The following is a 13486-nucleotide window of genomic DNA, read 5'->3' on the forward strand; positions in this document are numbered from 1 at the left end:
AATGATCATAGCAGATCCAAGACTGATTTATGCAGATCCTAGAGATTTAGATACGCTCAGAAATGCATTAAAAGATAATGATCCTGAGGGTAAACTCTGCCCTATTTTAATGGATCAGATTTATATTCAAAAAAAAGCGATAGAATTACTGCCTGAGATTATCTCAGAGCATACACGTGGCAAAAAGATACTCATGGTATCCGACATGACACCCTACTTCCGTGGAAAAGATAGTTTAAAGGAGCAAATTTATTATCTGTTAAGTCAAAATTTCGATGTACTCTGGCTAACTTTAGATAATCATGACCATGTACTGCACGCAGTCGATGAAGAGAGTACTCGAATCCAGGAAGTAATCCGCACACATCAAGCAGACTGTGTACTAGGAATTGGTGGAGGCACTATAACAGATCTTTGTAAAGATGCATCGCACGCCGTCGACGATTCTATTCCGCTAATCATTGTACAAACGGCATTATCCGTAAATGCTTTTTCGGACGGAATTTCAATTATGCTGAAAAACGGTGTAAAATGTTCACTCCCAACTCGTTATCCTTCTGTTCTGGTGATTGACTTAGACGTAATCGAACAAGCACCTATGGAAAGAAACCTTGCAGGATACGGTGATGTACTGGCAACTTGGACTGCACCGGTGGATTGGTATTTATCTTATAAATTAGGAATGAACAACACCTACAATGATCCATCTTGCGACATTTTACGCACGCAAAATTCAGAGTTGTTAGAACAATCTGCACGGTTGGCAGCAAAAGACCAGGAAACATTTGAACTGTTGGCCAAAGTGCTTACATTAAGTGGTTTGGCCATGGGAATTGCAGGGGAATCCAGCCCTTCCTCAGGAACAGAGCATATCATCACGCATTTACTGGATATGGCCGCAGATAAGCAGCATCGTGATGTCGCATTCCACGGTGCCCAGGTGTCCATTGGCACAATTTTTACCGCAATCGCTTGGGATATTTTGTTAAATGAATTTGATCCCACATCCGTAGATCTTGAAAAATGCTTTCCTACAGAGAAAAAAATGAAACCCATGGTCTATGAGTCCTTTGAATGGATTAAGAAAGAAACTGCCGACGAATGCTGGAAAGGCTATCAAAAAAAGCTGGAAAACTGGAAATCAAACAAAGAAAATTTCAAAAAATTTTTACGCAACTGGGATATTATTAAAACTGAAATTCAAAATGTTGTCGTGTCACCGCAACATTTATGTGAACAGATGCGTGCCGCCGGAGCCCCCACCCATTATTCTCAAATGACACCGTCTATTGATGAAAAAACAGCTCGCTGGGCGCTTCGCAATTGCCACTTATACCGGAATCGTTTTACCCTGTCCGACTTGCTTTTCTATATAGGATGGTGGAACGATGATTTTATTGAACGCTTGATTCAGCGTGCATCGGAACTAGATGCAGGTTTGTAAAGCGCGAGAAAATTCTTTTTATTGACCCCCTTTTATTTAAAAAACACCCCTGTGGAATAAAAATTCCACAGGGGTGTTTTGATATATTATATTTAATCTCCAAAAATTTCTTTGTGAATAAAAGCAGCTACTCCATCTTCGTCACAGCTAGGAATGATTTCATCAGCTAGTTCTTTCACAGAGTCCAGAGCGTTGCTCACAGCATATCTCCGATCAGCCACTTCAAACATTGATAGATCATTCAAATTATCTCCGAAAACGACGACTTCATCACAATGTAACATGCTTTTCAGTTCGAGTAGTGCATTCTTTTTAGTTGCCTGATCTGAAAAAATTTCAATACAGTAAAGCCCATTATAAATATTTAAATAAAAAGCACAGGATACGCCTTTTATTTTTTGTATAGCTGTATAAATTGGCTTGAGCTTTTCTTCAGTATCAGTGCATGCAAGATACACAATGTCTGACACGGAAACAAATGATTTAAGGTCTGGTTGACAGTCCACTTTTGAACAACATTTCAAGGCTCTATCGCTGTAATATTGCCTCTGCTTTATCATTGCCTTCCGATTATAATAAATCTGAATCTGGTTCTGTGAGAAGCTGTAAAGAAAAACGCCTGTGTCCATTTCATTAAATACCTCCAAAACATCAAAAACTGCCTCAGGGTACATTTTTTTTGCTCCAAGATAAGAATGCGTACTAAAATCGTAAAGAAAGACACCATTCGTTAAAATGGACGGCGTAGTTAAATTAAGAGGCTCCAACCGATAATCACAACCATATGGCATACGTGCTGTCGCAACTGCAAAGTTCACATTCTTAGCCAAACAATCGTTCAAAAGCATGATTGTTTTTTCGGACAAACTTTTTTTTGTCGTAAACAGAGTTCCATCCAAATCAGATAAATAAAGTGTGTTCATAAATATCTCCTTTTTCTTTGAATGCTTATTTCCTAAAATAAGCATCAAAGAATAACTTCTTGAGTAGCAATAATATCTGTTCCACTGCCACAGACATCCGAAATAATTACATCACCCACATGAATGGGAAGTTTTGAACGCTCAACCGGATTTGAAAAAATTTGCTCAATGCAATCAAAAAGCATACGTTTAGGAATCGGTGAAGATGTTTTGACACTGAATGGCTTTTCATACCCTTCAATTCGCATCAAAGAAGTCAAAATTCTAAGCGGTTCCAACGCCTCCTGAAACGCAAACTTTTCACCGCGCTTACAGATATTACCATTAACAGAGAGAACGCGGCTTTTATCTATCTCAACATTTAAGCGACATCCCATAGGACAGTTGATACAAATTAACTGCTTTGTTTTCACCATTTTCATACCTCCAACCGAACCGTAATATCTTGTTCTGCCTGATTAAGCAAAGTGCGTTCAACCCTAAATGAGCACATTTCTCCAGGCGTCACCACCATTTTTTTCATCTCCTTAATACAGTTCCCATCTACATCAATACATATTTTGCAGTTTTTATACTTATTCTTTGGTCGAAACATAAACTCTACCTCATCATCGCCATCAAAAAGAATCTTTTGTGGAACGACGCCATTGACACCAAATCCATCCTTTACAGAAACAGCTTTGTTTTCAACCGCCCCCATTTTCAGATAACGCGCAGCATTTCTGCCTGCTTTTGTCCCTTCCATGCTCACAAAATCTACTAAATCATGTACATGGAGAACATTTCCACATGAAAAGACTCCCTCAAGAGAGCTCATTAAATTATCATCAACAACTGCACCTTTAGTCGTTTCGGATAATTCAATACCGGCAGCTCTAGTTAGCTCATTTTCTGGAATCAAGCCAGCTGAAATCAAAAGTGTATCACAGGGGAGTTCAAACTCTGTACCTGGGATTGGACAGCGATTTTCATCCACTTTAGCGATAGTCACCTGTTCCACACGCCCTTTTCCTTGAATATCAACAATGGTACTATTATAACTAATCGGAATGTCAAAATCTTCCAGACATTGGGAAATATTTCTTGCTAAACCTCCAGAATAAGGCATAATTTCTACAACATGTTCTACACGGGCTCCTTCCATAACAAACTGTCTCGCCATGATAAGCCCAATATCACCAGATCCTAGAATAACAATATTTTTCCCTGGAAGATAACCATCTATATTTAAATAATGTTGGGCCGTCCCCGCCGTGATAATACCGGCAATACGTTTTCCTGGGATCATTAGGGCGCCTCGGGAACGTTCCCTACATCCCATGGCAAGAATAATCGCTTTGGCCTGAATCTCAAAAAGTCCTTTTTCTGGATGAATGGCACTGATAACTTTTTGAGGAGAAATATTTAAAGCAAAAGTGTTTGTAAGACACTCAATGTCGGCATTAAGTGCCTCCGACGAAATTCTATAGGCAAACTCAACACCCGTCAAATCCTCTTTATACTTATGAACGCCAAATCCATTATGGATACACTGTCTCAAAATCCCTCCGAGATAGGGACTACGTTCAAGAACAAGGATATCTCGAATCCCCTGCTTTTTAGCTTCCACGGCTGCTGAAAGGCCTGCGGCACCTCCACCAATAATTACTAGATCTTTTTTCATGATCAGACATTTCCTCCGTTTTTCATACATGCTTTTTCTATTAAAATATGAGAATTGCCACCTGACTGGGTGATTTCCAAGGGTGTTTTTCCCAATTCCTCACAAAGGATCTCCATAACCCGGGGGCTACAAAATCCACCTTGACATCGTCCCATTCCGGAGCGTACCCGCATTTTTACAGCTCCAATACTACGTGCCCCTACCGGACGTCGGATTGCATCACGAATTTCCGCTTCGGTGATCTGTTCACACCGACAGACGATACGCGCGTAATCAGGATCTTTAGCTATGGCTTTCTTCCGCTCTTCTGCGTTCATGGTACGAAAAGTTTTTTTGACCTCACGGCCGATTTTATAATTTGGATTTACAGGAGGCTGTTCACGTTCAACCAGTATTTTAACCATATCAATCGCTATCGCAGGAGCCGCCGTTACACCGGGCGATTCAATTCCAGCCAAATTGATAAAATTCAACGCATCCTCCGGTTCGCCCAAAATAAAGTCATCACGGTCAGGGTGTGCACGACTCCCGCCGTAAGCTGTGATCACAGCATCTCGAGGAAATTTTGAAACATGCTTGCTAATTGGAAGATATTGCCATTTTTTTTCAAAATAATTGAGAATTTTGTCCATCCCTTCTTTAGTATTATCAGAAAAATCAGGATCCTCCACATCATCAGCATTACAGCCAAGGATAATTGTGCCATCCACGGAAGGCATCAACCCCATGCCTTTGGTATGCCCACCAGTTGGAAGTTTTTCCGGAGTCTGACAAATGGTTGTTTTAGTGTATTGCGAAAGATCGCGATCTAAGATTAGATGTTGTCCCTCACGTGGAATAATTTTGAACGTATCTCTTGATACCATATTATTAAATTTATCTGCATGTGTACCTGCACAATTAAAAATGTAGCGAGTTCGTTCCTCACCCTCAGAAGTCGTAACAACCCAGACGTCATCACTCATTTTTACTTTCAGAGCTGCACAATCTGTTTTAAAAACCACACCATTTCTAGCGGCATTTTCAGCCATCGCGAATACCAGATTGTAGGGACAAACCATCGCACTTTCTGGAACCCAAAGACCTCCAATAACGCCTTCCCCCATATCCGGTTCAATTTCCAAAACGCGCTTTCTATCGCATATTTCTGTTTTTACGCCATTTTGGCATCCCACTTTGTAAAGCCGCCTTACTTCCTCCATTTGCTCATCGTTAGTTGCAAAAACGATCATACCATTTTGAACATAAGGAACATCGAGTTCTTCACAAAGTTTTTGATACATACGACTGCCTTGTACATTATAAATCGCTTTATTGGATCCAGGATCAGGATCATATCCAGCATGAACAGTCGCAGAATTTCCACGAGTTGTGCCAGCGCATAGATCATGCCCTTTCTCCAAAACCAGAACTTTCAGATCATATCTGGCAAGTTCTCTTGCAACAGAGCATCCACTAATTCCCGCTCCGATTATAACTGCATCCCACATGAATATGTGTCTCCTTCTTAATCTTGAGATTTGTCTGTTTGGTTGATTTCATCATATCGGAGTCCCCTTAAAGCGTCAAGGAAGATCCCCATCCAAATACGTCACGATTCAGATGGAAACGCTCATAAAGAGCTTATTCTTATCGTTTTGGTAAAAATGGAAAAATATAAATCACTTTAGGCAACCGTTATTGCATAAAAGAAAATTGAAGAAATCTTAAAAAATCATGATGTTAAAACCAAAGGATTTTTTTAATTTCAACCGGATATATTTTCATTTTTTAATCAAAACGAGAAATTATCCTATTAGTGTGAGCGATTCATACAAATTTTTTTCCAGCACGACCGATTCAGGACAATTTGGCTGTTTGACGGGTGTGAAAAATTTATGTATATTTTTTGTAGCGGGCGAGTTTCCTATTTGCTCAGAAGAAATCGTCTGCTGATGTCTGTTTGGGTTTTGAGATTTTAATAAAAATGCACCGCGGCTTAGCCCGCAGAAAGAGAGATACTAAAATGGCAAAACCAAATTTAATTGTAATGTTGACACATAATGATGTAACCGTAAAGGACGCTTACGATATCTTCGAATCATGTAAGGACATTGATAGCGTACAGCACTGGGGTTTTAAAAATGTCGGACTCCCTAAAGATGAAATGAAACGAATCGTACAAGCAATGAAGAAAGCTGGAAAAACAACATATCTTGAAGTTGTTACCTATGACGAAGCTTCATGCCTGGAAGCTGCAAAAACTTGTATTGACTGCGGATTTGATACCCTAATGGGAACTGTTTACTATGAGTCCGTGCACAAATACCTGAATGAACATAATATGACGTATAGTCCATTTGTTGGAAAAGTTTCTGGTTCTCCTAGCATCCTAGAAGGAACTAACGAGGAAATCATCCAAAATGCCAAGGATTTGATAGCAAAAGGTATCACCGCTTTTGATATTTTAGCTTATCGTCATGTTATCGATGGCGAAAAACTTGCCAGGGATTTCTGTGCAGCGATTGACGCACAGGTTGCTGTTGCAGGAAGTATTTCCGATTACGAACGTATTGATACCATGTTTGATATTGGCCCTTGGGGCTTTACAATGGGTAGCGCTTTGTTTACAAAGAACTTTGTGCCAGATGGGAGTTTTAAAGAAAACTTACAGGCAGTTGCCAATTATATGGATAAAAAATAAATAAGGATACAGGCTGCCGCGCTGTCAAAAGCCATCAAGCGGCAGCCCTTAAAATAGGAGGGTAATATGATTAGTCAAATAATTGTTTATATTATGGTCATCTTCATGGCGGTTGCTGCCATTGATCGGATGTTTGGGAACAGACTCGGTCTTGGCCAGGAATTCGAAGAAGGCTTCAACGCCATGGGTGCTCTGACTCTTGGAATGGCTGGGATCATGGTTACAGTAGACTTAATTGGCGCTGTGCTCACACCAACTGTTGGGGCTCTGTTTTCAGCGATCGGAGCTGACCCAAGCATGGCGGGATCACTAATTCTCTCTATTGATACCGGAGGATATGCATTAGCTCATGCCATTCAACCAAACAACGCTGACATTGCGAACTTTTCAGCCATCATTTTGGCATCAATGATGGGACCAACGATCGCTTTTGGAATTCCCGTTTGTCTTGGAATTATGCAACCAAGTGATAAACGTTTTCTAGCTATTGGAACTATGTCTGGAATTGTCTGTATTCCTTTCGCATGTATAGTCGGTGGCTTAGTTGCTGGCTTTGATATAGGGATGGTATTGATCAACATGGTACCTGTGCTGATCTTTGCAGTTTTGATTGCGTTAGGACTAAAATTTATTCCGACAGGCATGATCAAAGGTTTTAATATTTTCGCAAAATTTATGATTGCATACCTAAGCTTTTTCCTCGGTTTAGCAATTGTACAAGAACTGACTCCAATTCACCTGATTGAATTACGTCCATTATCTGAAGTATGGGGCGTTATCGGATCAATTGCCATGATGCTGGCCGGTGCTTATCCACTGGTTAAAGTCTTAACAAAAGTCTTAGGCAAACCGCTCGGTAAACTCGGTGCGATGATCGGTATTAACGATGTTGCCGTAGCAGGACTGATTGCCTGCTGTGCCAACTCAATTCCTGCATATAGTATGCTAAAAGATATGGATAATAAAGGTAAGGTCATTAATATTGCTTTTGCTTGTTGTGCAGCCTTTGCACTCGGCGATCATCTAGGCTTTTGCGCAGGTGTAGAACCCGATTTAATTGCAGCGATGGTGGCCGCAAAACTTTTTGGTGGTGTTCTTTGTGTACTTTCAGCGATTTTCTTTATGAATTTAGATAAAAAACAGTTGGAGGATATTCCCGAAGCAACCATTTGAAAAAATAATTTATTATTATAAAAGGTAAACGATATTAAATGAAAAGGAATTCTACATTATCGAATAAAAAATATATTCTGCTTTTATTGGGAGTTTTTATTGCTGCCATTGTCCTGTTCTTTCTCCTTAAGGGAACAATTGATCTGACAGAGCTTGGTAAAACAGTAAAAAGTCCAACCGACACGGAAGATAATCTTTCTTATGGAAAAAAATACCACCCATCCTCCAATCATATACTTGAAAGGGATAAAATTGTCATCAAAAATTTTGGTTCCGAACTGAAAGCACAGGATCTGGCGACGGGCACCTGTGTGGAGGCATGCAGTATTGCTGAAAAGAGTAATGAAACTATTTGTTATTTTTCAGAATACTCAGGATATTTTTATATGTTTGACGGAAAAAATGTGTATCGTGCCGTGGTCAACACGCCACAGCAACTTAGAACAACGGTAGAAAATTGTATAAAGTTTGAACCAATGGGAAATTATCTTTATTCACTAAAAGAACATCACGGAGAGCGTCGTCTCTTTCGTTGCAGTATCACAGGAGCCTACGAAGAAATGCTCTTCCAAGATACAATAGAGAATTTTTGGGCCAGTGACGGCAATCTACTCATGCAGCTTTCCAACGGGCACTACCGCTGGTATAATCTCATATCACAAAACAATTTAGAGCATACCTTGCCAGAATCCGCACAAAATATTAGTCTGAATGGCGATTATATGTTTTATTTATCAAAAGCAGATGGTGTTGTATATCGACGGTTCTGTAATTCAACCGAAGATACCGCTCTTCCCTTTTCGTCTGTTACGAATTATAACGCTGCCAATGGGAAAGTTGGGTTGCTTATATCGAATTCAGATAGGCGTATACAGGCCGCTTGGTGTCAAAGCGATGGTTCAAGTGCACATATTTTTGAAGATCGCTTCTTTTCTCAGGAAAGCATTATAGATATAGCAGAAAATCATCTTTTTGTAACAGAAGAAAATGGTGCAACTTGGGCCACATCGTTAGATAACGAAGAATGGTATCAATTATTCGATGATGCAGATTCAAATTAGGAGGTATATATGAATCCGTTGATTGCAGGCATTGACCTTGGCACTACTGCCATGAAAATTGCCATTTTTGATACAAAAGGTAAAATACTAGGTAACGCAACAATAGAGTACCAGCTTTATACACCACAGAGTTATTTCGTAGAATCAGACCCAACCATCTATATGGCTGCCATTGAAAAAGGGTTTAAACAGCTTGAAGAACAGGGAGTGAATTTAAATGAAGTGACCGCAATTGGCTTTTCCTTACAAAGTGAAACAATGTTCTTTGTAGATGGAAACTGTAATCCGTTGCGCAACTCTATTAGTTGGATGGATAACCGTGCAGTTAAACAATCCGAATATTTAACACAAAAATATGGTAATGAACTTTGCTATAAACATACCGGGCAAGTAAGTTGGGGAGCAAATTGGCCAATCACGAAAGCACTGTGGGTAAAAGAAAATGAACCGGACGTCTTTGCTAAAACAAAGAAAATTCTTCTGATCGAGGATTTCATAATCCATCATCTAACAGGCCGCTATGTATCAGATTGTTCAATGCTCAGCTCTACATTATACTGGGACATCACTACAAAAAAATATTGGCAGCCAATGTTGGATGAGTTGGGCATGACAGAAGAAAACTTTCCTGAAATCTTAGAACCAGGTGAAGTAGCAGGTACTATCTTACCAGAAATGGCCGAAAGGCTAGGTTTGAATTCCAACGTAAAAGTTTGTACTGGTGCTATGGACAACGCCATTGGTGCTGTAGGCGTTGGTGCAGTTCGTCCTGGTATGTTTTCGGAAAGTATCGGATCTACTCTGGCAGTATGTGTGCCAACCAATAAAATCATTTATGACGATAACCGCCAGATGCCAATCCATTATTATCCAGTCAAAGATACATATATGATGCATACTTTTACTTCAGGAGGAATATGCCTGCGTTGGTATCGTGATAATTTTTGTCAGCTTGAAATGGCCTGTGCAAAAATGCTCAAAGAAGACAGTTACGATCTGATGACAAAACAGGCGGCGCAAACACCCCCAGGAGCAGAAGGGTTAAGCTTTCTGCCGCATTTAAGTGGCTCTCTTGCGCCCGATGTGAATCCCCACGCAACGGGAATTTTCCTTGGACTTACAATGATACATAAAAAAGGACACTTTATCCGCGCGATTATGGAATCCTTGGGTTATCTTGTCCGTAGAAATATCGAGGCGCTCTCTGCAATGGGAATCGAAGTAGAAGAAATTCGTGCCTTTGGCGGCGGATCCAAGAGTTCTGTATGGAACCAAATTAAAGCTGATATTCTTCAGAAACCTATTTGCATCACGAACAGCAAAGAAGCGGCTTGTTTAGGTGCTGCAATTTTAGCCGGTAAAGCTATTGGATTATTTGAAAGCGTAGAAGAAGCTGCTGATAATATGGTAGAAGTAGTTGAACGGTATGAACCAAACCCAAATAATCAATCGATTTATGATAAAGGTTACGCCATTTACAAAGAAATGCAAAGTGACTGCGTAGATCTTTTTGAAGCGATTGTACAAGAATAAAATTTAAAAAATATAATTATATCCCCTATGGACCGCTTTATGGTCAAGGACATTCTTTAAAATATTGAAAATTTAAAGAATGTCCTTATATTTTTTTATTTATTATAATATATAGAATATAGATTTAGTTTTAAGCAGATTTCTTGGGTTTTTACCTTCAATACACACAATTCTCCCCATATTTAGATTTGAAATCTTTAGACTTGATAAATCGATAAATTTCACAAAATGACCGTCCACAAGAAAAGGATGCGGACCGTCGTTTAAAATTAAATTCATGGCTAATCTCCTCTCTAAATTTTAATTTATCTATTTAATCCCCAATAAATCCTGTATTTTCAAGGTTTTTCGCCTGTGTAATTCTCAAACCTTATGTATTTTCCCTTGTTTTTTCCCTTACGAGCCGAAACAAGGGAAACTTTTTGTTATTCGCCGCCGACTACCTTATCCAGCAGTCTTGCGGAAGTACGCTTCGCTTCCCTTGTAGCGTGAGCGTAGATATTCATTGTGGTACTAACGTCAGCGTGTCCAAGAAGCTCCTGCACATCCTTTGGTGCTGCCCCATTTGAGAGCAGATTGCTTGTGAATGTGTGACGAAGCTGGTGGAAATGGAAGCCCTCCAACCCCTCGACTTTTTTCCTTGCCGCCCTGCACATAATCCCTACCGTACTCGGCGATTCAAACGCCCCGTCCGGTCTGAGGCAGACAAAGGATATTTCCTTGTACCCCTCCGGGACTTCTTCCGTTCTTGGCAGACTGTAAACCTCGTAATAAGTACGGTCTTTTTCTTTGACCTCACTGTAATAGTTGAGGCTGTAAAGCTCTCCGTATCGGAAGCGGTTTTTGTGCTGTTCGGCTTTGGCTGTCTTAAGGATTGCCGCCAGCGTGTCGCAGAAGTCCACAGTGCGGACTTTCTTACGCTTCGTTGCTCCTATCTCTGTCTTGTGCCTTGCTCCGTTGTAGCGCATACTGCGGCGTACTGTTAGGTATTGACCTTCAAGATTAATATCCTGCCAGGTCAAGCCGCAGACCTCGCCAATGCGAAGCCCCGTGTAGTAGGCAATCTGAATGGGCAGAAGAGCCGGATTGTATTTCTTTTTCAGAAAGTCCTCCAGCTTCAGATACTGTTCGTGGCTGATCGTAGGTACAGAAGTCACATCCCCGTCCTCGTCTGAGAACAGTTCGTATTCTTCCTTTTTGCCCCTCCACACTACATACTGCATCGGGTTAAAGGAAATCAGCCTTTTGGGGAACACCGCAAAACGGAACGCCCCTTGCAGGACTGCTGAGAACAATCGCAGATACCCTTTGCTGAGTGCCTTTGCCTGTGTGCTGTCGGCATTTGTGCCACCGAAACTGAGAAAGTCGATATATGCCTGTAAATGGTCAGCCGTTACACTTTTCAGTTTTCGGTTGCCGATAGGGTGCTGCTTGATACGGTTTACCGTCCCCTGATATGCCATCACCGTACCGTTACTCAGATTGCCGGGCTTCAGTTCTTCTTCCACCCACATATCCAGCAGTGTTCCCACCGTAACATTCTCCGTTTTCGCAACGAATTTCTTTTCCTCGTAGTCCTCCATTGCCTTTCGCAGCAGTGCTTCTGTTTCCGCCTTGCTTTCTGTTCCGGGGAACTCCTTCTGCACACGGTTTCCGCTTTCATCTTCGATATAAAAGCGGTAGTACCACTTTTTGCCTTTCTTTCTTACAGAACCTTTTGCCATAGATAAAATTTCTCCTTTCTATCCGTGGCAATCGGGTCTGTGACATATGGTGTGCGTAAAGTAATAGCGTCACTTGCCGGTTGTTGTTTCAACCGGCATTTTCATTTGTCAAGGTGCCACGGCATTTTTCTTTTCGGCCAGCCTTTCCTCGGCTGCCGTCACTATCCCGAAGAGTTCGCCCATGGATACCTTTGTGCGACCCTCATCGTAGATATGTAAAATCCCATCAAGAAATCGTTTCATATCTTCGATCGGTGCTTCCATTTCATTGCGATAGACCTTTTCTGTGATTGCGCCCGACTCAATGGCATATCGCATCAGCGATTCTTTCAGCCCCTCGTCCGCAGCTACACGGTCAACCTCTGCCATAGCATCGGCAAAGTGGTAACAGAGTACCGAGTACAGGTCTATCATCTTTCCAAGAAATGTTGTCAGGAGCTGCTGGTGCGGCTCTCCCTGAACAACACTCACGCTGTCAAGGTATTTTGCGATATGTGCTTCAATGTCCCTCTGACAGAGCGTTTTAGCGTCATATTCCTTTTCTTCGGAAAGCCCCGTCAGCCATTCGGGAGTGGTCAGAAGTGCCTCGGCAAGACCGTTGATAATCATGGTTCGCTTCGGGTCAACGCCGTCTGCTTCATACCTTTGAATGGTGGACTTGTTCACGCTGATACGCTTGCCAAGTTCCGGCATAGAAAGTTTGAGTTCTATTCTACGCTCTTTAATGCGTTCCCCGACTTGTTTTGGGGTAAACATTGTTTCTTCTTTCAAGGCATTCACCTCCTGTTTGAGTACAGTATATCACAAACAAACTCAATTTGCAACCATTATTCTGAAAAATATTAAAAATAATCCTTAAATAGTTGCAAAACAGGTTGACAAACGGTAGCAAAATAAGTATAATGATAATGCTAAAGTTGCATTTTGAGCATTTAAGAGAGGAGAACAGCATTATGAACGCAATCAAAATGGGAATGACAATCGAAGAAGCGGCAGAAACCAGCGGCATCGGCAGGAATACCATGCGCAAGTTGGTGGACTGGGGCAAGCTGCCTGTTCTGAAGGTCGGGCGTAAAACCATTATCCGCAGGGATACCTTAGAGCGTTTTATGACCGTCAATCAGGGCAGAAACCTGCTCAATGAAAAAGATGTACGAAAAGTTGAATAACCGTTCTCTAAAAGCCCTCGGCGTTTGAGAGCGAAATACACCCCTCGCACAAATCTACGATTTGTACTCTGGGTATTTCGCCCCTGCGGGGAGCCTGTATCATCGTCCGGGTA

Annotated in this window: 13 protein-coding genes; 6 read left to right on the forward strand and 7 right to left on the reverse strand. The window is 41.2% G+C overall.

What is annotated here, in order from left to right:
• Nucleotide 1 precedes the first annotated feature (1 nt).
• Nucleotides 2-1444 carry an iron-containing alcohol dehydrogenase gene (locus tag BUC22_RS03970; protein WP_013380151.1) on the forward strand — a complete coding sequence of 481 codons (1443 nt, stop codon included), beginning with the start codon at nt 2-4 and terminating at the stop codon, nt 1442-1444.
• A gap of 92 nt (nt 1445-1536) precedes the next feature.
• Here BUC22_RS03970 and BUC22_RS03975 read toward each other — a convergent pair whose 3' ends face one another.
• The 4 genes from BUC22_RS03975 to BUC22_RS03990 are packed head-to-tail and all read right to left on the reverse strand — an operon-like array spanning nt 1537 to nt 5520.
• Complete coding sequence (locus BUC22_RS03975; protein ID WP_041690178.1) at nt 1537-2367, reverse strand: HAD-IIB family hydrolase; 831 nt, start codon at nt 2365-2367, stop codon at nt 1537-1539.
• A gap of 44 nt (nt 2368-2411) precedes the next feature.
• On the reverse strand, nt 2412-2783 hold the full coding sequence (locus BUC22_RS03980) for a DUF1667 domain-containing protein (protein ID WP_013380149.1): 372 nt from the start codon (nt 2781-2783) through the stop codon (nt 2412-2414).
• 2 nt (nt 2784-2785) lie between these two features.
• A complete protein-coding gene (locus BUC22_RS03985) occupies nt 2786-4030 on the reverse strand; it encodes an NAD(P)/FAD-dependent oxidoreductase (protein WP_013380148.1) in 1245 nt (414 codons plus the stop codon).
• A 2-nt stretch (nt 4031-4032) separates the two neighbouring features.
• On the reverse strand, nt 4033-5520 hold the full coding sequence (locus tag BUC22_RS03990; RefSeq protein ID WP_013380147.1) for an NAD(P)/FAD-dependent oxidoreductase: 1488 nt from the start codon (nt 5518-5520) through the stop codon (nt 4033-4035).
• 515 nt (nt 5521-6035) lie between these two features.
• Here BUC22_RS03990 and BUC22_RS03995 point away from each other — a divergent pair.
• The 4 genes from BUC22_RS03995 (at nt 6036) to BUC22_RS04010 (ending at nt 10480) form a co-directional block, all read left to right on the forward strand.
• Entirely contained in the window at nt 6036-6713 is a 678-nt protein-coding gene (locus BUC22_RS03995) for a hypothetical protein (RefSeq protein ID WP_041689851.1), read from the forward strand.
• 66 nt (nt 6714-6779) lie between these two features.
• The gene (locus BUC22_RS04000; protein WP_013380144.1) at nt 6780-7886 is read left to right on the forward strand and encodes an ethanolamine utilization protein EutH; all 1107 of its coding nucleotides are present in this window, start codon (nt 6780-6782) and stop codon (nt 7884-7886) included.
• 38 nt (nt 7887-7924) lie between these two features.
• Entirely contained in the window at nt 7925-8947 is a 1023-nt protein-coding gene (locus tag BUC22_RS04005) for a DUF5050 domain-containing protein (protein ID WP_013380143.1), read from the forward strand.
• Nucleotides 8948-8956: 9 nt separating this feature from the next.
• Nucleotides 8957-10480, forward strand: coding sequence for a xylulokinase (locus tag BUC22_RS04010; protein WP_013380142.1), 1524 nt, complete (start codon nt 8957-8959; stop codon nt 10478-10480).
• A 102-nt stretch (nt 10481-10582) separates the two neighbouring features.
• Here the strand turns inward: BUC22_RS04010 and BUC22_RS21695 are convergent, their stop codons facing one another.
• The 3 genes from BUC22_RS21695 to BUC22_RS04020 all read right to left on the reverse strand — a co-directional run bounded on the left by BUC22_RS21695 (nt 10583) and on the right by BUC22_RS04020 (nt 12960).
• Nucleotides 10583-10759 carry a hypothetical protein gene (locus BUC22_RS21695; protein ID WP_159435614.1) on the reverse strand — a complete coding sequence of 59 codons (177 nt, stop codon included), beginning with the start codon at nt 10757-10759 and terminating at the stop codon, nt 10583-10585.
• Between the two features lie 146 nt (nt 10760-10905).
• Nucleotides 10906-12204, reverse strand: a complete 1299-nt coding sequence (locus tag BUC22_RS04015; RefSeq protein ID WP_073382394.1) for a tyrosine-type recombinase/integrase — start codon at nt 12202-12204, stop codon at nt 10906-10908.
• Nucleotides 12205-12312: 108 nt separating this feature from the next.
• Nucleotides 12313-12960 (reverse strand): helix-turn-helix domain-containing protein, encoded by a 648-nt coding sequence (locus BUC22_RS04020; RefSeq protein WP_227162841.1) that lies wholly within the window; start codon nt 12958-12960, stop codon nt 12313-12315.
• Between the two features lie 197 nt (nt 12961-13157).
• On the opposite strand from BUC22_RS04020, the gene BUC22_RS04025 reads away from it, so the two are divergent.
• On the forward strand, nt 13158-13373 hold the full coding sequence (locus tag BUC22_RS04025) for a helix-turn-helix domain-containing protein (protein ID WP_013378851.1): 216 nt from the start codon (nt 13158-13160) through the stop codon (nt 13371-13373).
• The last annotated feature ends 113 nt before the right edge of the window (nt 13374-13486 follow it).

It is taken from the genome of Eubacterium callanderi (genome assembly GCF_900142645.1).
GTDB lineage: Bacteria > Bacillota > Clostridia > Eubacteriales > Eubacteriaceae > Eubacterium > Eubacterium callanderi.